The organism is Candidatus Micrarchaeota archaeon (assembly GCA_028866575.1).
Classification (GTDB): domain Archaea; phylum Micrarchaeota; class Micrarchaeia; order Micrarchaeales; family Micrarchaeaceae; genus UBA12276.
Window position 1 is genome coordinate 1 of the sequence record JAGWHU010000003.1, and the last position, 19007, is coordinate 19007.

The 19007-nt window shown below is 49.2% G+C and carries 21 protein-coding genes; 9 read left to right on the forward strand and 12 right to left on the reverse strand.

Features of this window, described 5'->3' with window-relative positions; genetic code table 11:
- Positions 1-213 precede the first annotated feature (213 nt).
- Complete coding sequence (locus KGI06_02100) at positions 214-1008, forward strand: inositol monophosphatase (GenBank protein MDE1871009.1); 795 nt, start codon at positions 214-216, stop codon at positions 1006-1008.
- A gap of 2 nt (positions 1009-1010) precedes the next feature.
- On the opposite strand, the gene KGI06_02105 is transcribed toward KGI06_02100, so the two are convergent.
- Together KGI06_02105 and KGI06_02110 are read right to left on the reverse strand one after the other, a co-directional pair.
- Entirely contained in the window at positions 1011-1541 is a 531-nt protein-coding gene (locus tag KGI06_02105; protein MDE1871010.1) for an AAA family ATPase, read from the reverse strand.
- A gap of 50 nt (positions 1542-1591) precedes the next feature.
- Positions 1592-2512 carry a branched-chain amino acid transaminase gene (locus KGI06_02110; protein ID MDE1871011.1) on the reverse strand — a complete coding sequence of 307 codons (921 nt, stop codon included), beginning with the start codon at positions 2510-2512 and terminating at the stop codon, positions 1592-1594.
- Between the two features lie 55 nt (positions 2513-2567).
- Here KGI06_02110 and KGI06_02115 point away from each other — a divergent pair, with 55 nt between their 5' ends.
- A complete protein-coding gene (locus KGI06_02115; protein ID MDE1871012.1) occupies positions 2568-2870 on the forward strand; it encodes an MGMT family protein in 303 nt (100 codons plus the stop codon).
- Positions 2871-2936: 66 nt separating this feature from the next.
- Here the strand turns inward: KGI06_02115 and KGI06_02120 are convergent, their stop codons facing one another.
- Complete coding sequence (locus KGI06_02120) at positions 2937-3296, reverse strand: type II toxin-antitoxin system death-on-curing family toxin (GenBank protein ID MDE1871013.1); 360 nt, start codon at positions 3294-3296, stop codon at positions 2937-2939.
- Positions 3297-3472: 176 nt separating this feature from the next.
- On the opposite strand from KGI06_02120, the gene KGI06_02125 reads away from it, so the two are divergent.
- The gene (locus KGI06_02125; protein MDE1871014.1) at positions 3473-3898 is read left to right on the forward strand and encodes a hypothetical protein; all 426 of its coding nucleotides are present in this window, start codon (positions 3473-3475) and stop codon (positions 3896-3898) included.
- Positions 3899-4205: 307 nt separating this feature from the next.
- On the opposite strand, the gene KGI06_02130 is transcribed toward KGI06_02125, so the two are convergent.
- The gene (locus tag KGI06_02130) at positions 4206-4592 is read right to left on the reverse strand and encodes a hypothetical protein (protein MDE1871015.1); all 387 of its coding nucleotides are present in this window, start codon (positions 4590-4592) and stop codon (positions 4206-4208) included.
- A gap of 314 nt (positions 4593-4906) precedes the next feature.
- On the opposite strand from KGI06_02130, the gene KGI06_02135 reads away from it, so the two are divergent.
- Both KGI06_02135 and KGI06_02140 read left to right on the forward strand, forming a co-directional pair.
- Entirely contained in the window at positions 4907-5638 is a 732-nt protein-coding gene (locus KGI06_02135) for a glycosyltransferase (protein ID MDE1871016.1), read from the forward strand.
- Positions 5635-7179: a DUF2079 domain-containing protein gene (locus KGI06_02140; GenBank protein MDE1871017.1), complete on the forward strand. Its 1545-nt coding sequence runs from the start codon at positions 5635-5637 to the stop codon at positions 7177-7179. Before KGI06_02135 ends, KGI06_02140 begins: the two co-directional genes overlap by 4 nt.
- Positions 7180-7189: 10 nt before the next feature.
- On the opposite strand, the gene KGI06_02145 is transcribed toward KGI06_02140, so the two are convergent.
- The 6 genes from KGI06_02145 to KGI06_02170 form a co-directional block, all read right to left on the reverse strand.
- Positions 7190-7522, reverse strand: coding sequence for a hypothetical protein (locus KGI06_02145; protein MDE1871018.1), 333 nt, complete (start codon positions 7520-7522; stop codon positions 7190-7192).
- A gap of 94 nt (positions 7523-7616) precedes the next feature.
- Complete coding sequence (locus tag KGI06_02150) at positions 7617-8564, reverse strand: FAD-dependent thymidylate synthase (protein ID MDE1871019.1); 948 nt, start codon at positions 8562-8564, stop codon at positions 7617-7619.
- 27 nt (positions 8565-8591) lie between these two features.
- Complete coding sequence (locus KGI06_02155) at positions 8592-9617, reverse strand: mRNA surveillance protein pelota (GenBank protein MDE1871020.1); 1026 nt, start codon at positions 9615-9617, stop codon at positions 8592-8594.
- A gap of 116 nt (positions 9618-9733) precedes the next feature.
- A complete protein-coding gene (locus KGI06_02160) occupies positions 9734-9982 on the reverse strand; it encodes a hypothetical protein (protein MDE1871021.1) in 249 nt (82 codons plus the stop codon).
- Between the two features lie 120 nt (positions 9983-10102).
- Complete coding sequence (locus KGI06_02165; GenBank protein ID MDE1871022.1) at positions 10103-10711, reverse strand: lactate utilization protein; 609 nt, start codon at positions 10709-10711, stop codon at positions 10103-10105.
- Positions 10712-10810: 99 nt separating this feature from the next.
- The gene (locus KGI06_02170; GenBank protein MDE1871023.1) at positions 10811-12157 is read right to left on the reverse strand and encodes a serine hydroxymethyltransferase; all 1347 of its coding nucleotides are present in this window, start codon (positions 12155-12157) and stop codon (positions 10811-10813) included.
- A gap of 64 nt (positions 12158-12221) precedes the next feature.
- Here KGI06_02170 and KGI06_02175 point away from each other — a divergent pair, with 64 nt between their 5' ends.
- Positions 12222-12872, forward strand: coding sequence for a DedA family protein (locus KGI06_02175; protein ID MDE1871024.1), 651 nt, complete (start codon positions 12222-12224; stop codon positions 12870-12872).
- On the opposite strand, the gene KGI06_02180 is transcribed toward KGI06_02175, so the two are convergent.
- On the reverse strand, positions 12859-13686 hold the full coding sequence (locus KGI06_02180) for a hypothetical protein (protein MDE1871025.1): 828 nt from the start codon (positions 13684-13686) through the stop codon (positions 12859-12861). The genes KGI06_02175 and KGI06_02180 overlap by 14 nt on opposite strands.
- Positions 13687-13964: 278 nt before the next feature.
- Here KGI06_02180 and KGI06_02185 point away from each other — a divergent pair, with 278 nt between their 5' ends.
- The 3 genes from KGI06_02185 to KGI06_02195 are packed head-to-tail and all read left to right on the forward strand — an operon-like array spanning position 13965 to position 18022.
- The gene (locus KGI06_02185) at positions 13965-14831 is read left to right on the forward strand and encodes a PD-(D/E)XK nuclease family protein (GenBank protein MDE1871026.1); all 867 of its coding nucleotides are present in this window, start codon (positions 13965-13967) and stop codon (positions 14829-14831) included.
- Positions 14807-17506, forward strand: coding sequence for an alanine--tRNA ligase (alaS, locus tag KGI06_02190; GenBank protein MDE1871027.1), 2700 nt, complete (start codon positions 14807-14809; stop codon positions 17504-17506). Before KGI06_02185 ends, alaS begins: the two co-directional genes overlap by 25 nt.
- A 9-nt stretch (positions 17507-17515) precedes the next feature.
- Positions 17516-18022, forward strand: a complete 507-nt coding sequence (locus KGI06_02195; GenBank protein MDE1871028.1) for a CDP-2,3-bis-(O-geranylgeranyl)-sn-glycerol synthase — start codon at positions 17516-17518, stop codon at positions 18020-18022.
- 40 nt (positions 18023-18062) lie between these two features.
- Here the strand turns inward: KGI06_02195 and KGI06_02200 are convergent, their stop codons facing one another.
- On the reverse strand, positions 18063-18995 hold the full coding sequence (locus KGI06_02200; protein MDE1871029.1) for a hypothetical protein: 933 nt from the start codon (positions 18993-18995) through the stop codon (positions 18063-18065).
- Positions 18996-19007: the final 12 nt, after the last annotated feature.

The window sequence follows — 19007 nt, forward strand, 5'->3', positions numbered from 1 at the left end:
GGAGTATACCTTCTCGACAAATAATAAAATGAGAGAGAAGGAACTACTTCTGAAGGCGGTGGTGTACAACAGATTCTTGACGTAACTCTCGTCAATAGACAACTACTGAAAAGTGTGCCTAATTTTTCAGTAGTTATTGGACACAGGCGGCGCAAAGCAATGTTTTTATATCTCCTAAAACAGAAGTAATCCAGTGATAAAAACGTGTTGAAAATGGACAAGCAGCTTGAGATAAAAAGGGATTTCGCAATAGAAATGGCGAAAAATGCGATGGCGATAATGAGGGGCGAGTTCAAGCCTAAAATGGAGAAAAGCCTGAAAAAGGACAAAAGTTTCGTGACAGAAACCGATCTAAAAATAAACGATATGGTCATATCAGAGGTGAAAAAGAGGTTCCCGGACCACAGCGTCATTGCAGAGGAGGGCAACTACATTTCCAATAAGGGCGGAAACTACATTTACGTATGCGATCCGCTTGACGGAACCATAGCATTTTCACACGATACCCCTACATTCTGCTTTTCCTTGTCTTTAGTGGAAAAAGGAAACGGCATGCCCATCATCGGTGTTGCCAATAATTTCGATCGGAGCGAGGATTTCATATATTCTGCCGTCAAGGGGCATGGCGCTTTTTTGAGCGGCAAGCACATACATGTATCAAAAGACAGCCGGTTAAAGGGCTCTGTCATAGGCCTTGCAAACTGGACCGGCGCGCAGTTTGATATGACATCATTGTACAAAAGGTTGGTTGATTCCGGCGCCGGGGTGCTCATGCCGGGATCGATAGTCTTCAGCGGGTTAAAGGTTTCCTCTGGGGAATACTCCGTAGCAATACATCCTGCGCGAATGTCCTACGAGACTCCAGCGCTTAAAGTGATAGTGGAAGAGGCAGGCGGCAGGGAGACCGACCTGTTCGGCAAGAATAACATGTCATATGACAAGATAAGGGGCTCCGTACTTTCCAATGGCATACTGCACGATGAGATCGTGGCGCTTATGAGGAAATAGGGCTACAGCCCATAATGCCCCTTGATTAATTTTGCAACCTCTACCGGAGGGATTCCGGTATTGTCTATGCTGTAAGACTCCACGAAACTTATGGGTGAAAAGACGTCGTTCTCCTTTACGAACTCGTCAAATATTCCAATGTCCGTCAATTTATTGTACCGCTTCCTTGAGGGCTCCATTATCCTCCTTTCCAGTTCCGTCCTCTCGCAGCTCAACCGGACGAAGTGCATGGTGCCTGAATTCCTTTCAACTACGTTTATCAGCTCCTTGACGAACCCGTCATCCTTTCCCGCGATATTGACTGACGTCAGTATGAGGCCGCTCCTGCCTGCCTTCGCGGCGCTCTCTATGAGCTCAAGCCTGTACTTATCAAACAGCTCCCAGTATCTGCTGTCGCTTCTGTCGAGCACCGTTTCCAGCAAGTCGAGGGCAAGGTGGTTGTGAAGTATCCTATAGCCCGTCAATTTTGAAAGCTCGTTTGCAACGGTTAGCTTGCCTACGGCCGGGGGGCCATATATTACAATAAGCTTCATGATATGGACTTAATCCTAACTGATATATAAACCATATGTCCTGTTAGCGATCACACGTAGGTAAGCCAGTTCTCGTACTCCTTTATCTTCCCAGTTACCGCTTTCGTATACTCACCAGCCAGCAGATTGGTTATCCTGCCGGGCCTGCCGGTGCCTATGCCCCTAGAATCTATCGAGGTTATGGGTGTTATCTCCGCGGCCGTGCCTGCAAAGAAAGCCTCGTCGCACGTGTACAGCTCCTCCTTGTGTATGTTCCTTTCCACTACGTCTATGCCTATCCTCTTCGCGAGCATCATTATGGATTCCCTCGTGATGCCCAGGAGTATGTCCGCCTCCCTTGACGGGGTAACCAGCTTGCCCTCCTCCACTATGAAGATGTTCTCTCCGGGGCCTTCTGCAACGTATCCGTCAAGCGACGTGAGTATCGCCTCGTCGGCTCCGGAATATATAGCATCCATGTTTGCTATTATGGAATTTATGTAATTTCCGCTGGCCTTTGCCTCAGGGGGTAGTATGAGCGAGTTGATCCGCTGCCATGAGGATATCCTGCACCTAATGCCCCTCTCCTTGCCTTTCCCGAAATAGGCCCCGAAAGGAACCGCTGCAACGAATACGCTTATCCTCTTCCCGTGAGTGCTGATGCCTATGTTGTCATCGTTGTAGAACGCAAACGGCCTTATGTAGCAGGATTCGAGCCTTGACTGCTTCACGACCTTGATTATCGCGTCCCTTATGTCGCTTTTCGCATATCCTAGCTTCATCCCGTATACCTTTGCGCTCCTGAAGAACCTTTTAACGTGATCATCCAGCCTGAATATCGCAGTGCCGTTCTGGGTCTTGTACGCCCTCATGCCCTCGAATATGCCGCTTCCGTACTGCATCGAATGCGTGAGTATCGGTACCTTGGCATCCTTGCTCTTCACCATCTTTCCGTCAAGCCAAAAATAAGCGCCTTGATTCTTTTTTGCCATATAGACACCAAAGAGATAAAGCAATTAAGTTATATAAAATATTCTAAGTGATCCGATGGCCAGGGGCGGCATTCTCAAGGAATTGGAAAGGTACGGCCTTACGAAATTTCAGAAGGACGTGCTTGTAGCCACGATGTCGATAAAGAAGGGAAGGACGATGACGTACAAGGCTATGGCGGCAAAGGTCGGGCACAAAAGGGCATACAGGGCGGTTGGGACAGCACTGAAAAAGAATCCATTGCCGATAAGGATTCCATGCCATAGGGTAATCAAGAGCGATGGGACTGTTGGAAACTACAACAGCGGAGGCAAGAAAAGAAAATTAGAACTTCTTATGGCAGAAGGAGCTATAAAGTAAATACCGCCCGAAGCAGGCAACAGGATGAGAAGTCCCACGCCCGTTTGTTTTGGACATGGATTTCACCTATTTAATTATTTTTCTAAATAATTTTCTAAGTTTATCATAACTTATCTCATTTCTTGCACATTTATAAGCAAGCTTCTCAAGCTCAAGCTTTGACGCTGTGAAACTTAGTTTATTTAATGCTAGATATGTAGCTGTAGTTGCAAAGGCTGTTCTTTTATTTCCAGCCAAAAATGGATGAACGGTAATAATATCATGTAAATAGGTAGCAGCATTGTCTATATGGTTTGGATTATTGAATACCTTTTCAACAATGTACTCAATATTCCCACGAGATAGCACAACATGTTCCTCTTTTGTTACCTTAACCACTTCCTTATTGATTTCTAGAATATCATCAATAGTCGGAAAAAGTGGCATCTTTTCTCCTCATTCGCTCAGTTCCTAGATTAACCAGAAGATCGTAGTACTTCTTGAATTGCTGCTTGAATGTCGTTCTAAATAATTTCTTAGATGCATATGGCATGCTCATCAATAACATTAGGTAATATAAGCCTATAAATCTTACTGACATTAAATTTATTAAAGAGGATTTGATGGATACAATTAAGTCAAATAGGGTGGTGATTGAACTACATGTTCCTGATTTTAAGAAAACTAAGGCTTTTTACAAAAAGTTGGGTTTTGAAGTGGTTAGCGAAGATCCAATAGGTAAAGAATTAGGTTATCTAGTAATGAGACTTGGAAAAACTTTTCTAAATTTTTATGGTGGGGACTCAAGAGTTTATAAACACACATTCTTCAAAGAGTTTCCTAAAAACACTAGACTAGGATATGGGGTAGAAATAACGATCATTTTAGATGATATTGAAGGATACTATAAATCAGTATTTCCAAAAGTAAAAAACAATGTAGTACAACCGCTCATAACAAAGAGATGGGGCAAGAAAGACTTCAGATTAGCCGATCCTTTTGGTTTTTACCTTAGATTTACAGAGCCTGTTAATTGGCTTAAGTCCTAAATGGCATAGAAAGAAAGGCATCGTACCTGCCATGCTAACGCCCCTACCGGGCATCAAAACTAAGCATTATCTTTAGACGTCAAATTAAGCAAAATAAGCCTATAGCGCCCGAAGCAGGCTTTATCGTTTCTGTACATAACCGAACACCTGATGACAAAGTCCAAACCATTCGACGACAAGCTTCCCGGATCTCCAGACGCAGGCGCTGTCCGTTTTGCTCATAGTCCTACCTTAAGCATTAGCCGGCCAGAGCATTTAGCTCATGGCCGGCATCTTCCCTAAAACCCTAACCTATTCACCCAAGCCTTTATCTATATAGCGAAATCCTGTTGCTTACGATGCTTGCCTGCCTTCCATCGTCCCCGCTCCGCATGTTGTTTAGGAACGAATTGCTGAATTCCGTGACTATCTCGTTCCTGCTCCCCTTTATGGTGCCTAGCTGGGACAGCCCCTGCTTTGTAAGGCATAGCGGCTTCCCGTGCTCTGTCTTGTTGGCGAATTCCAACAATCCGGAATCCTTGAGCCTGTTGAGGCAGTACCATATCGAGCTCTTCGAGAACCCGTATTCCTCGTTTATGTAATCGACGAAGCTTGATGCGGTGTCTATCGTATCCCTGTCTATCTCGAACATCAGAAGTTGCTCTCTCCTGCTGAGTTTTGATTTACTGAACTCTACCCTATATATTTGCGCCACATAAACACCCAAAGATTTAGAAATTTTTTGAGATTTATGCAGCGACAGGGTGTGTATTTGGTGTCATTACAAACCTGTATGCACAAACGCCTATGCTACCTATAAACAAAGAGAACTGCTTCATTAGCCACTTTTGTAGCATGTGCATGGGTTTTACACCAACCTGCCTAGATATTCTAAACCAATACTTTGTTGTACGAAATAGTATAAAAACCTTTTGTATCAAAAAAGTTCCTTTAATATCGGAAATCCCTGGTGTCGTCAGGGCCTGTCCTCAATATGCATATATATCTTGTTGCCCAAGTCATTTTCATATGCTGGATTTCGTTATGGTAGTTCCGACCCTAAATGAGGAGGGATACATAGGCGAAATGCTCAAAAGCGCCGACAGGAAACTATCCGGGATGTTCAGGAGCTACAGGATTGTAGTGGTTGACGAATCTTCCAGGGACGCGACCACGAAGATAGTGGAGCAATTCATGGAAAAACACAAATCCGTGGCGCTCATAAGCGGGAGGCATCCCGGAAACAGGGGGCTTGACGTCAAATACGGGATGTCAAGATACGAGTCTAGGGCCTATTTTTTCATAGATGCTGATCTGGAGCCCAGCCTGCCCTACCTTGATAATGCGATGAGGCATTTCAGGAGAGGGTGCGACGTAGTAACAGGCTCGAAGTATGCCAACGAAAGGATTGCGAAGCGCCCACCGCTTAGGACTATGGTCTCGAAAAGCTACAATCTGCTCATAAACATAATCTTCAACGACAGGATAATGGATCACCAGTGCGGCTTCAAGCTGTTCAGCAGGAGGGCATTCAAAATAATAAACAGGGTATCGCGGGAAAGGCACTGGGTATGGGACACCGAAACACTGCTGATAGCGCGCTACAACGGGCTGAAGGTCTGCGAAATACCCATACTGATGAAGGAAAGGAAATGGTCGGAAAGGACGCCGCTTAAAAGGCTCATCAAGGACATGACGGAATTCACCATAGGGATAGCCAAATTGTTTTACAGGTTCAGGATACTCAAGGAATACTCATGAGGCAAAGCAAATCCCCAAGCGTAAACAGGTACCTTCTAATTTTGGTTATCCTGTCAACGGCATACTTCGGCTACTGGATCATGCTCGCGCACTACAAGTACGTCAACTACCAGTCCTCGTTCTTCGACATAGGCGGCTGGGTGTACGTGATGTACCAGCATGTGCACGGCATAACGATGGGCCCAATGCAATACCTCGTGTTCTTCGCTCACCTGTCCCCGATAATGCTGGCAATGGTGCCGATATTCGCAATATACCCGCACGCGATTACTCTCACTGTGGCGCAGGACGTGCTCCTAGCGCTTACCGCGGCGCTCGCCTATTTTGTAGCCCTTGACATATTCAAGAGCAGGAAGATAGGATTCGCCTTCGGGCTTGCGATGCTCATAAACTCGGGCATACGCGGTCTTGCATACTACGATTTCCATCCGGAGGCATTCATACCGTTTTTCTACATACTCTCTTTCTACTTCTACTACAAGTGCAGGAAGAGGTATTTCATCCTCAGCTATGTGCTCCTTTTGAGCGTGATGGAAACAGCATATGTCGTGGGCATAACCCTTCTTGTCGGGCTTCTTATGTTCGAATTGCTCTACAATGCAAGGAAAGACGGGATCGACAACGCCAATTACAGGAAAAGGCTGGGGCTTATCCTGATAGGCATAGCGTTGACGGTCGTAGTTGCGATACTTTACAGGGGTGCAGCTGTATACATCACGCAGACATACGCCACTACTAGCACGTATGCGGTGCCTCCAGTAACGCGTCTGATAAACTACATAACGATACAGGTCAAGACACTTGCGAATCCGTCCGTTGTAAGCTACAAGGCAGGCCCGATATACGGGCTTGGCGGGATAGACCTGTCAGAGATATTCCTTGGTTTCGGCATAACATCTTTGTCGAATCCCATTATGAGCCTGGTTCTGTATTCGCCATGGCTATTCGAGGTGTTCATACTCCACAACTGGACCTTCCTGATATTCTCCGCACAGTACTTCGGCTATGTCGTCGGGGCTAGCTACGTGTCGGCGATACTGGGATATCTTATACTTGACAAGTACAAGGGGAGGATATCGCACGCATTGAGGATGAATGCGAGGAGCATGGAAATACTCGTCCCCGCGAGCATCGTGATACTCTCGTTCATGTTCTCGCTGCTGTTCCTGTCGGAAGTATATACGCCGTTGGTGTTCCAAAGCTATCCTGGGGTAAATTACACCCAAATAAACGGCGCGCTGTCAATGATACCCAACAATTCCAGCGTAATGACGCAGACGACAATAGCGCCGCACCTGGCATACATGCGCAACCTTGAATTCGCGCCCACGCTCAACGTGAGCGGGCCGATACCTACGAAAGTGACAGTGTACTGGTTTGTGCCCGAGTACATAGTAATAGACAAGAACCTGCCCACGTACTACTCGGAATTCTCCAGCAATGCGTTCAACGTATATTCGTATATGGGCGACAACTACACCGCATTGTACAACGGCTCCGGGCTATACATATACAGGCGGATCGGCTCCAGCGGCACGTAGCAATCCTATTTTACCTGTAGCTCGTGTTTCCGGAAGGGGTAATTTCAGGCGACTTCGGCATGTCCTTGCTCTTAAGCTCCTTTTCGAGATTTGTTATGTTCTGGGCAATCCCGTCTATGAGCTCCTTAGCCGTATTCTTTCCTATCACGAATTCACCTACCGGCTGGCGCTTCATCATGTCAAGGAATACTATCTCTATGTAGCCGTCCTTCTCTATTTCGCCGCTCTGCGGATTCTTGAACGTCTTGACCCTCATGACTATCGCAGTGCCGTCGGCAAAAATGGGTTTCAGGCTTGAGTTGGCTATGTTCATGTTTAATTGCTCGTTTGTGGCGTTTGTCATATCCTCACCAATTAATATTCTTGCGCAATGCTTGTTATCGCTTGTTGCATATTCCGTTGTAGTTTGCGAAAGGCCTTTTGGGACTGCGCTGCGCCTATAATTCATTAATCTTCTTGACTTTGTCCAGGAATTCCATCCCTTCTCCGCTTTTCATTCTTGTGCCGTCCTCCTTGAAAAGCTTTAGCCCTGCAGTTTGAGCCGCCTCTTCCGGGGACTTGCCCCTTAATATGTTTGCCAGGGCTTTTTGCTCCAATGATGAGAAGGAAACGCCCCCGAGCCTGTAATCCTCAAAGGCCTTGTATGCTATGGGCGCTATTTTCTTCGTTATGTCCCCCATGACTTCCGCATACTGCCTTATCTCGTACTGCGCATGCGGGTCAAGCCTCAAGGAGAGGAAATGGAAAAGGTTGTGCAGGTCTATCTTCCAATACCATTCTGTATATGTGTTCAATGGCAGCAATATCCTTGCAGTCTCCCTGGCTATGCCCTTCCCCAATGCGTTTTGGTATTCAGAGTAGGAGTCCTTGCTTATCCTGTCAACCGAATTCCTAAAGGCATTGGATACATCCTCTGGAAGAACCCCCTCCCTTCCCTGCTTGTTGCTCTTTGATTGCGGCTGTATCCTTTCCAATTCGGGAATGTCAAACCTGTCCGGCACCTCCGAATACCTTGCGGAATACTCGTTCACATTTGCCGTCCTGTGCCTTATCCACTGCCTTGCAACATATATCGGCATGCTCGCCACGAACTTTACCTCAACCATCTCGAATGGCGTCGTATGCCTGTGCCTCATGAGGTACCTTATAAGCCCTGTATCATCGTTGACCGTCTTTGTGCCCTTGCCGTACGAGACTCTTGCCGCCTGCACTATTGCATCGTCGCCGCCCATGTAATCGACAAGCGCGACAAATCCGTTTTCAAGGACCTTGAACTTTTTCCCCACTATCGCATCGACTTCCGGATTAGAGTGCCTGTTCATTTTGTCATTTTCTACGCTCCTGTTTTCCGTCAAATAGTTCACCCCAAATGCCTTGTTAATCATTAAGGGAGGTAATATTTATTATTATTCCTAGATGCATGCGATGTCCTTGAACGAATGAAGCTGCATGCCTACCTCGTCGCTGGAGTTGAATACCTCTATCCTTACGTGGCCCTCCTCAGCCTTTGCAAGAAGCTGCTGCACCGCACTGTCGCCGAGCATGTTGTCGTTCACGAATACGGTGTTGGCCTCCATGTTGTCAAGCGCTATGCTTACGTTGTCGAGCCCGTATTTCGACTTGCCTGTGCTCAGGTTTACGAGGAACTCCTCTATTAGCTTGAATTCATCGCGTATGCGCTCCCGCTCCAGGATTCGCGCGAACCTGTCGCTCTTGATCAGCTCGTAAACCCCGGAGCGCTCGGAGTTGCTTATGCTCTCGAAAAACAGGCGCTTGCCTATCTTCTTGAGCATCCCGTTTGATTCCCCGTATGCCTTCACGTCATCCTTTGTGAACCCCGGCCCGGCTATCACCACGGTATCAACGACCATCCCCCTTGCCATTTCTATTATGTCCTCGTAATACTTCCTCTGCTGATCGTTGAAGTCCTTTGGGCTCATCCTCTTGCTCAGCCTGCTGTATATCTCGTTCCTGAATTCAAGGCCATAGCCGAGCAGATAAGCTGGCAGCGCCTTCTCGTCGTCAAGCACTATTATCCCCAGCCTGGGCCTCTTCGAGTCGGAAACAGCATTGCGCACCACGTCCATTATGTAGTTGTGCCACTCGCCCTTCAGTATCTCGAATACGTCCCCCGGGGCTATGTTGAGGGTGTGGTAGCTGTTTATCTTCACGTACTCAAGCGGCTTCCCCTCCAGTATCTTGCCCAGTATCCTGAGCCTTCCTGCGTCCTTGTCCAGCTCCGTCTTCTCCACGCGGAGTGTTATCACCACCTTCTTCAGCTCGCCCTTGTCGCTTTCGCTGGACCTGAACTTCCTCTCGCTTTCCGACTTCACGATGTCGTTTGCGAATATTATGCGCTGCGCCGTCCACAGGTCCTCGAGCGTGTCCACCCTGAGCTTGAGCGAGCCAACATTCTCGTAGAATTTAACTATCCTCATACAATGCACTGAAGGTACAACATAAGTATGAAGATGAAAGATTTAGTAATTGGTATGGTGGTGCATAACCAGCCCTACGCAATTGCTGAAATGTAAAAAGGATAAGAAAAGGGCTGTCAGGCTGAATTCCAATGCCCTTTCGATGACTGTTTGCTTGCCGACTTCATGCCTGCAAAGTGCAGCTCGTTTCTCTCCTCGCTTCTCCTGTTTGCCTTCCTGAGAGACTTTTCTATGCTCTGCTCTACAAGCACCTCGATCTCGGCATTTTCTATCTGCCTGAGCATGTTCCTCCTTACCGTCTGTGCCTTGTGCTCTCTGTTGCTATTTTCGATATCTGATGCCTTTATTTTTCTTTCTTGTTCCATGATATCATCGTAGATAAACCTGTCTAACTAGATATATATACCTTTTCAACGCTTCATGAAACGGTATTTAATTGCCATTGCAGCTCAGGCGCTAGGATGAACCGTTTCCATCAGTCGCGACTAAAAACCCAGCAATTCCTTGACAAAGATAAGCTTTATCCTTCCCGGCCTTTCCCTGTTGAATATGAGGATCTTCGCCACGGTGCTTCCCTGCATCCCATATGCCTTCCTTACCCTGTCGTTCTCCATGGGTAGCGAACGCTCGTATATTCTCTTGAATGCATCGTCAAGGTTTTTCACTATCTTCTGCGTTCCAACAACCCATATGACGTTCTTGGCGCCGAACACATACGGCGCAAGCTGGCTGCCCGAAGCCGAGGCTATGACCACCTCCCCTTTCTCTGTGACGGCATGCACGCTTCCAACTACGTACTCCGGACTGAGGCTCCTCCTCCTGGCCTCCGCCCTTTCGCTTGCGTCATTTATCCCCCTTGCCTTTTTCCCTATATCCTCATAGTCGCCGCTTTCTGAAATCGCCTTTGTCGCGCCTATCTCCCTAAGGGTGATGGACGTGGCGTGAAATACCTCCGACCCCTTCGGTATCAGTCCAATAAGCCTGTTCCTCGCCTCTTCGCCGTTCTCCACAGCTGTCGCATCAATCCCGTTGCCGTTTAGCGCCTTGATCGTCCTTTCCAGTTGCTCCTCCCCTGCCAGTTCAACCCATTCCATTGCCTCACCTCTCGTTGCTGATTATATTACTGCAGCAAAATACTTAAATATATAGGATGTCCTATATTTATTGCATGCATGGTGAAGCCCTTGGTTCTGCTACAGTTTTAGCCCTTTATACAGCGGAAACGCATCGCAAAGCTCCCTGACCTTAACCCTTGTCTGCCTTATTCCCTTGTCGGATTTTACCTTTTTGTGGAACGCTTCCATGTACTTGCGCCTTGCCTCCTTGTCTTCAGGGAGCGAATAGTCCTTCACTTTCTTTATTGTATCTGCGATAAGCCCGGCTATCGCCATCATCTGCTCCTCCTTCATGCCCCTTGAGGTGATCGCCGGAGTTCCTAGCCTTATGCCGCTCGGATAGAACGGGCTCGATTGCTCGTTAGGTATCGTGTTCTTGTTTACAACTATACCTGCCGCATTCAGCGCCTCCTGGCCGAATATACCCTTGCCCTTCCCAAAGGGTGTCAAATCTATGAGCATCATGTGGTTGTCCGTGCCGCCTGTCACAAGGCTCAATCCGCTGCCCATAAGCCCGTCCGCAAGCGCCCTTGAATTTTTAACTATCTGCGATGCGTATTCCTTGAATTCAGGCCTTGACGCCTCCAGCAACGCGACCGCAAGAGCTGCAGTCACGTTGTCATGCGGCCCTCCCTGCAATCCCGGGAATACCGTCCTGTCTATCTTGTTTGCCAGTTCGGGATCCTTACTTAGGCCTTTCCCTGTAATCATTATCATTGCGCCCCTCGGGCCCCGCAGCGTCTTGTGCGTTGTCGAGGTTATCACATGTGCATATTCCACCGGGCTGCCATGGACTTTTCCCGCAACCAAGCCCGCTATGTGCGATATGTCAGCGGCAAGATAGGCCCCTGAACTATCCGCAATCTCGCCGAACTCCTTGAACGGAAGCTCCCTTGCGTATGCGGTAGCGCCTATCCATATGAGCTTCGGCCTGCTCTCCATCGCAAGCTTCCTTGCCTCGTCAATGTCTATGTATCCGTCGGCCTTTACGTGATAGGGTACGCTTTTGAAGAATTCCCCAGTGACGCTTGTCTTCCATCCATGGGTGAGATGCCCCCCATCGGTCAGATTCAGCCCCATGATTGTGTCCCCCGGCTTGCACAGCGCCGCGTATACTGCAAAATTGGCCGGGGATCCCGAATAAGGCTGCACGTTCACGTGTGGAACACCGAAAAGCGCCTTTGCCCTCTCTATCGCAATGCTTTCTATATTGTCGATGAACTCGTTGCCGCCATAGTACCTCCTTTTCGGATAGCCTTCAGAGTACTTGTTGTTCAGGACTGTGCCAAGCGCGCTTATCACGTTTATGCTTGCGAAGTTCTCGGATGGTATCATCTCGAGTGAATCCCGCTGCCTCTTGAGCTCATCCTTTATCGACTTGTAAACTTCGGGATCGTCCCTCTTCAGATTTCTTAGTGTTCCCATTGGCTTTGCCCCCAACTACAGCTTAGAAATTAAGATTTAAATACTATTAGATAAAAGAAATATCATGTTCCTTTTGGGCATAGTTGGATTCCTAAGCTCGCTTATATTCAATTCGTACGGCGCGATAAACGCATTCATAAAGGTATACGGCTACGTCGCAATATTCGTGCTCATGGCGCTTGAGAGCTCTACCATACCAGTTCCTAGCGAGGTCGTGCTTCCGCTTGCGGGGGCATTCGCAGCAAACGGCACCCTTAATTTCTACATGGCGCTTCTTGCCAGCGTATTGGGCAGCATTGTGGGAACAATGGTGGACTACGCGATCGGATACGTAATAGGCAAGGACATAGTGTACAAGCACCTGAAGCTGTTCCACGTGAAAAAGGAAACGCTTGATAGCTTTGATTCGTGGTTCGAGAAGAACGGCGTTGCTGCGGTATTCCTGACAAGGCTTGTCCCTGTAGTCAGGACCGTAATAAACTTCCCTGCAGGTTTCGCGAGGATGAACCTCAAGGAGTTCCTCGCATACACTGTCGCAGGGATAGTTGTCTGGGACGTGGTATTGATGGCGTTCGGCTATTACGTGCTGTCCGTGCACAACGCGACAATAATACTGGCAGGAATCGGCGTATTCGCTATACTGCTTTACATAATATACAGGTACACTATGGGCAAGATGAAAAAGCATACAGGGGATAAGGTCAGTCCTTCCTGAGCATCGGACCATTGATCTCTTTCCGCTTCATTTTTTCTAGCAAGCCCACAAGGTCGTCCTTTGTTATCCCCAGTTTCGGCACAGAGCTTGAGGCGCTTCCAACGCTTCCCGCATTTATGAAATACTCCACTATGTCCAGGGATATCCTCTTCCTGTCGTCCTCTTCGGGCCCGAATGTCTGCAATGTGAATGCCACGATGTTCATCTTGGACTCGTGGTTTATGTGCGTGTTCCTTGCAAGAGCCATGAGCCCGGTAGACAGCGCATCTGTGCCTTCCCTGCCGGTGCGCGGCATGCCGAACTTGTCGAATGCAAGCGCTGCGGTTTCCGCATCCTTGGTCCTTCCGTTGCCTATAAGGTGCGCAGCCCCGTTGACTACGCGTACCTTCACCTTGCTTCCATCGGCGTAGCCCGCTACTATGTACGCCTCCTTGACGTATCCTGACTTCACCAAATTCTCAACGCTGTCAAGTGCCACGTCCTCTATATCCCTGCCAGAGGTTTTTGATATCTTCCTAAGCTCCTCTGCCTCTTTGAGCTTGCGTGCGCTGAACAGCATACCGATCGCGACTTTCTGCATGTTTCTCGTTTTGTCATCGTCGAGTTCCAGTTCGGTGCGTATATTGCCTATCAGGGAGTTTATCCTCTCGGCACTCAACCTTGTGCAAACCTTTTTCAGGGTTTCCAGTTTTTTCTTGTAGCTTTCGCTCTCCTGCGATTCCTTCACCTTGCCGTAGCCGTAGCTGACTATCGTGTCAAACGCCTCCCTTGCGCTCAGCAGCTTGTCCTTTTTCCTGCTATTTTCCTTATCCATCTTTTATCACTAGGTGGCACTGTTGCATTAAAATATATTTTATGCATCCAAGGAGATATTTATAGTTTCGTTTGCAGGCGTTGCAAAAAATGCGCCGTTTTATTCCTATAAAGGGTTCGCGGGTTGCCTTTCTCCGGGCAAGGCACGAAAAGTATAGGTATTTATAAAAATGCTGTGCCAATAGCTATAAGTGATGATTGAGGTAATCGCTGAGCTATTAGCTATGAAGACAAGTAGGCGGGCTGATATCTTCCTGCAAGTATTGCGCGGGGTGTGACATGAGCGTATTGAGTGAGCTGCACAAGACAAACATAAGGGTATCCGACATCGCCTCCCAATACTGGTGCGAGCGCCAGATGGAATACAACTACAGGTACGGGCAGAAGATAACCAGCGAGATAAAGGAGGGCAAGACCATACACGAGGAGCTCGAGAATGAGGTCAACGTGCCCATAATACTGCAGCCCAAGAGCTATGCGGATGCCCTTTACAAGAGGGTATACACAAGCCTCGTGGCAATCAGGGCGCTGAAGGACAACAAGAAGACCAGGGAGATACAGCTCTACGGCTCCATAGGCGGCTATACGATAGTCGGGAAGATGGACCAGCTGGAGCTCAAGGACGGGAAGGTCGCCATATCCGAGGACAAGACCAGGGCCAACGGGAACGTACCCTCTGACGCGCAGCAATTGATTCACAGGATACAGCTCATGGTTTACAGGAAGCTGCTCGGGGACCTGACGGAGGGGCATTACGGATACAGCAACTTCGAGGTGGCGTACCACGTAAGGGCATTGAAGCTCACCGACGAGTTCAAGAGGCAGCTGGAGGCAATAAACGTGGACAGGTCACTGCAGGAAATACAGCCCATGTCCGTTGAGTTCTTCAATTCCATAAGGTCCATAGGCGCCATAAGCGACACCCTGTACGTGCGCTACATAAACCAGTTCACCGGCAAGAGCATAAAGTCCCAGTCCTTCGAATACAAGGAGGGGGAGATGGACGGCATAATAAGGTACATACTTAAATACTGGAACGGAGAAAGGGAATCGATGCCTGTTCCTGAGAACGAAAAATGGAAATGCAGGTTCTGCATGTTCTTCGGAAAGGAGTGCAAGGTATGGTGGGATCAGAAGGCGTTGTGATGCTTAGCAAGGACAAACTGCGCGAGGGCTTCTCAAAGGAGCCGGGTAAGTACTATTCCGTTAGGACCTTCAGGAAGGAGGGGTTCGAGAGGAGGCAGTGCGACGTGTGCGGCAAGTACTTCTGGACATCAGACAGCAAGCGCGAATTGTGCGGCGATCCTTCCCACGAGCCGTATTCGCTCATGAGGGAAAAGCCCAAGGACATCACGTATTTTGAATTCTGGAAAAAGTTCTCGAAGTTCTTCTCGGATAGCAACCACGAGGTCATAGAGAAGTACCCCGTAGTGAGCAGGTGGCGCCAGGACCTCTACTTCACGATAGCAAGCATACAGGACTTCCAGCGGATAGAGAAGGGGAAGATGAGCTTCGAATACAACGCAAATCCGTTGCTGGTGCCGCAGATATGCATGAGGTTCAACGACATACCCAACGTGGGGCTGACTGGCAGGCACCTCACCTCTTTCATGATGGCCGGCCAGCATGCGTTTAACTACCCGAAGGAAGGATACTGGAGGGACAGGACGATAGAGCTCAACTACAAGGTGCTCACCAATCTGCTCGGGATAAAGAAGAAAAACCTCACTTACGTAGAGGACGTGTGGGCAATGGGGGACTTCTCCGAATACGGCCCCTGCCTCGAGAGCTTCGCCAACGGCCTGGAAATAGTGAACAGCGTATTCACCCAGTTCGAGTATGTAAACGGAAGGATAGGCGAGCTGAAGGGCAAGGTGGTCGACGTCGGCTGGGGGTTCGAGAGGCTCCTGTGGTTCTATACAGGCCACGATACCCTGTACGACGCGGTATTCCGTAAGGAGCTTGAGTACATACACAAGAGCACGGCCATAAGGCCGAACAGGAAGATATACGCGAAGGTCGCGCCGTACCTCGGCTCCTTGGATGCGACAGAATCGGGAAACACGGCCGATTTGGAGATGAGGGCACTAGAGAGGGCAAAAGTCCCTGTCGATGACTACTACAGCATAATAAAGCCCATGCAGGCTTCATATGCGATAGCGGACCACACAAGATCGCTGCTTTTCGCGATAAGCGACGGGGCCCTTCCCAGCAACGTAGGCGGCGGCTACAACCTGAGGGTCATACTCAGGAGGGTGCTCGACTTCATGGAGCAGTACAGGATGGAGCTTGACCTGATCAAGCTCATGGAGCTGCATGCAAAGGACCTGAAGCCCCTTTACAACGACATAGACGAGAGCATAAGCGAGATAAACGAGATAATATCCATAGAACGGAAGAGGTATTCCAACACGAAAGAGCAGGCATTGAGGATAGTTACGCAGATACTTTCCAACAACGAGCAGCTCACCGCAGAAAGGGCAAGAATGCTCTATGAAAGCAACGGGATAACCCCTGACTTCATAAGTTCGGTAGCTGAATCAAAGGGCATAAAGATGGACATACCCGAGGAGAGCTACAATTCCATAATAAAGAGCGATTTCGCATCGAAGCGCAAGGAGCACAAGCACGATTACGGCATTGACATGGGCGCGCTGCAGAAAACGGAAAAACTGTACTACAGGGGCATTGTGCTTGAATCGAAATCAAAGGTGCTTGCGTCGCACGGCGCATACGTGGTGCTTGACAAGACGCCTTTCTATCCTGAGGGCGGCGGCCAGGAGGCCGATACCGGCACCATAAACGGGGTAAAGGTCAAGGACGTGCAGAACGCAAACGGGATTATAGTGCACACGCTGGAGAAGCATGCCGATCTTAAAAACGGCGCGACCGCAAGCTGCGCTGTAGACAGGGAAAGAAGGGTAAGGCTCATGGCGCACCATACCGCAACGCATCTTATAAGCGCGGCATCGCGAAAAATTCTTGGCAAGCATGCATGGCAGGAAGGTGCCCACAAAGGCGCGGCCAAGGCCCACATAGACGTGTCGCACTACGAAAGGCTAACGCCAGAGCAGATACAAAAGATAGAGGATACCGCAAACTCCTACATTACCCACGGCATAAAAGTTGCCGTCCAGGAGATGGGCAGGAACGAGGCGGAATCCAGGTTCGGGTTTTCCATATATCAGGGCCACGGGGTCCCTGGAAGCAGGTTAAGGATAGTGCAGGTCAAGGACCTTGACGGCAACATCATAGATGCAGAAGCATGCGGGGGCCTCCATCTTTCGGGCATGGAGTCCGTTGTCGGGCTGATAAAGATAACAAACTCGTCGAGGATACACGACGGCATCAACAGGATAGAATTCGTAGCAGGGCCTGCAGCGCAGGAGCACATGGACAGGCTTGGCTCAACAATAGAAAGCATAGCATCCAATGCGGGGATAGACAAGGACAAGCTTGATACAGGGCTTTCGGCTAAGCTGGAGGAGCTAAAGCTTTACAGGGATCGCTACCAGAAGGCTGAGGAGGAATTAAGCTTCTACATAGCAAAGGATCTTGCCAATGCGCAGGGCAAGCTTGTTGTAAAGCAGGCGGATTACAGCAGATCAATGCTCAGGAAGATAGCCACGCTATTCGCGGAAAGCAACAAGGAAAGGGTGCTGATACTCTACAACGGCGAGGGCCACGCAATAGCTATGGCAGGCACAGAATCCAGGGAATCCGCCATAGACTCAATAAAGGCGTATGCAAAGTCATCCGACATGGATTTCAGGGGCGGGGGATCCAGGAGGATGGCCGAGGGCAAGATGGTGGAGCTGTAGGGCGATTGGTTGTACCTGAATCTGATCTACCTTTACATAATATACCCTATAATTTACATATTCCCAGCGTACGCAGCGAACGGCGCGCCGATACTATTCGGAGGGGGCAAGAGGCCGCTCGACATGGGCAGGAAGCTAAACGGCAAGAGAGTATTCGGTGACAACAAGACCGTAAGGGGGACAATATCAAGCATTGCTGTCGGGGTTATTGTAGGGCTTATAGAATACCCGTTCCTGCACTACATGCTTGCGGTCGCGATTCTGCTAGCAATCGGCGCAAACTTCGGCGATCTTACCGGCAGCTTCATAAAGAGGAGGATCGGCATAAAGAGCGGGAGCAGCTTCCCGATAATGGACCAGTACGGTTTCTTCATATTTGCTATGCTGTTCGCGCTTCCATTGGGGCATCTTCCAAATGTTTACGGGATACTCTTCCTTGTGGTGCTCACAGGAACGGCGCACGTTCTTACGAACAGGGGCGCAAACAGGCTGAGACTCAAGTCTGTCCCCTGGTAACACATGAAGGGAAAATCTGCCCTGCATCTTTATTATGGCTTTACGGCGGCGTATAGTTGAGGTCGTAGGAACCGCCCTGCGCCGCGCTGTTGTATGCGTAGCCGTTGTTCCCATTGCCGCTGTAGTCGTATATGTCTCCGTTTAGGGGCCACCACCCAACGAGGTTCTTCAGGTTTATCGGAGCGCCGCCGAGCCCCTCATCGTACAGGCTCACCACAGCATTCTGCGACAGGGAGGTATTGTAGAGCTGAACGTTGCTTATGATCCCGTTCCAGGGCGTGCTTATCAAAACAGCGCTGTGCGCAGGTATGTAAACATTCGCCGAAAGCGGAACCGAGGAATATGTCCTTATGACGTTGCCATTGGTGATGGAATACGCCACAGCAGTAGTGCCGTTGTATTCTATTGCCACGAATATCCACGTATCAAGCGCAATCGGATTGGAGTACATGCAGTTGACCGCCGACTTCACTGCCTCGAACAGTCCCCTGTTGCAGTAGGGGGTTTCGTTGGTGTTTATGAATACCGCGTTCCACGGCGGGCCCCTATAGCCGGTAAAGTTCCCGTAGGCCAGCGCCGTCTGGGTATTGCCCTGCGGAGCGGAGAATATCCAGCCGGTCAGGGTGACGGAGTTGCCGCTGCCGCTGAATATGAACGGCATGAACCTCGCGTGCGCTACAGATATGTTGGAATTCCCGAACTCCTGGAACTGCCCGAAATACCCGAAATGCGTCACGAACCTCGGGAGCTCTCCTCCGCATACCCCGACAAGGTTTATGTTGGATACCGAGCCTGGCCCTCCTCCCCTGTACACCTGGCATTCCCCAGGGGGCGCCCTCGGCTGTATGGACCTGCCCCCGAATATGCCTGAGAAGTACAACGCCGCAAGCACTATCATTATTATGATGAACATCCAGCCGTACGATGTGACGAACTCAATTGCCGACTGGGCTTTCCTGCCGTTGTAACGCATCGAAACACTCGC

What these genes read in the sequence shown, in the direction of transcription:
- KGI06_02105 (MDE1871010.1), bottom strand. Translation starts at nt 1,541, where the DNA reads ATGAAGCTTATTGTAATATATGGCCCCCCGGCCGTAGGCAAGCTAACC.
- KGI06_02125 (MDE1871014.1), top strand. Translation starts at nt 3,473, where the DNA reads ATGGATACAATTAAGTCAAATAGGGTGGTGATTGAACTACATGTTCCT.
- KGI06_02155 (MDE1871020.1), bottom strand. Translation starts at nt 9,617, where the DNA reads ATGAGGATAGTTAAATTCTACGAGAATGTTGGCTCGCTCAAGCTCAGG.
- KGI06_02150 (MDE1871019.1), bottom strand. Translation starts at nt 8,564, where the DNA reads ATGATTAACAAGGCATTTGGGGTGAACTATTTGACGGAAAACAGGAGC.
- KGI06_02160 (MDE1871021.1), bottom strand. Translation starts at nt 9,982, where the DNA reads ATGGAACAAGAAAGAAAAATAAAGGCATCAGATATCGAAAATAGCAAC.
- KGI06_02100 (MDE1871009.1), top strand. Translation starts at nt 214, where the DNA reads ATGGACAAGCAGCTTGAGATAAAAAGGGATTTCGCAATAGAAATGGCG.
- KGI06_02185 (MDE1871026.1), top strand. Translation starts at nt 13,965, where the DNA reads ATGAGCGTATTGAGTGAGCTGCACAAGACAAACATAAGGGTATCCGAC.
- KGI06_02145 (MDE1871018.1), bottom strand. Translation starts at nt 7,522, where the DNA reads ATGACAAACGCCACAAACGAGCAATTAAACATGAACATAGCCAACTCA.
- KGI06_02180 (MDE1871025.1), bottom strand. Translation starts at nt 13,686, where the DNA reads ATGGATAAGGAAAATAGCAGGAAAAAGGACAAGCTGCTGAGCGCAAGG.
- KGI06_02135 (MDE1871016.1), top strand. Translation starts at nt 4,907, where the DNA reads ATGCTGGATTTCGTTATGGTAGTTCCGACCCTAAATGAGGAGGGATAC.
- alaS (MDE1871027.1), top strand. Translation starts at nt 14,807, where the DNA reads ATGGTGGGATCAGAAGGCGTTGTGATGCTTAGCAAGGACAAACTGCGC.
- KGI06_02165 (MDE1871022.1), bottom strand. Translation starts at nt 10,711, where the DNA reads ATGGAATGGGTTGAACTGGCAGGGGAGGAGCAACTGGAAAGGACGATC.
- KGI06_02175 (MDE1871024.1), top strand. Translation starts at nt 12,222, where the DNA reads ATGTTCCTTTTGGGCATAGTTGGATTCCTAAGCTCGCTTATATTCAAT.
- KGI06_02140 (MDE1871017.1), top strand. Translation starts at nt 5,635, where the DNA reads ATGAGGCAAAGCAAATCCCCAAGCGTAAACAGGTACCTTCTAATTTTG.
- KGI06_02170 (MDE1871023.1), bottom strand. Translation starts at nt 12,157, where the DNA reads ATGGGAACACTAAGAAATCTGAAGAGGGACGATCCCGAAGTTTACAAG.
- KGI06_02110 (MDE1871011.1), bottom strand. Translation starts at nt 2,512, where the DNA reads ATGGCAAAAAAGAATCAAGGCGCTTATTTTTGGCTTGACGGAAAGATG.
- KGI06_02200 (MDE1871029.1), bottom strand. Translation starts at nt 18,995, where the DNA reads ATGCGTTACAACGGCAGGAAAGCCCAGTCGGCAATTGAGTTCGTCACA.
- KGI06_02115 (MDE1871012.1), top strand. Translation starts at nt 2,568, where the DNA reads ATGGCCAGGGGCGGCATTCTCAAGGAATTGGAAAGGTACGGCCTTACG.
- KGI06_02120 (MDE1871013.1), bottom strand. Translation starts at nt 3,296, where the DNA reads ATGCCACTTTTTCCGACTATTGATGATATTCTAGAAATCAATAAGGAA.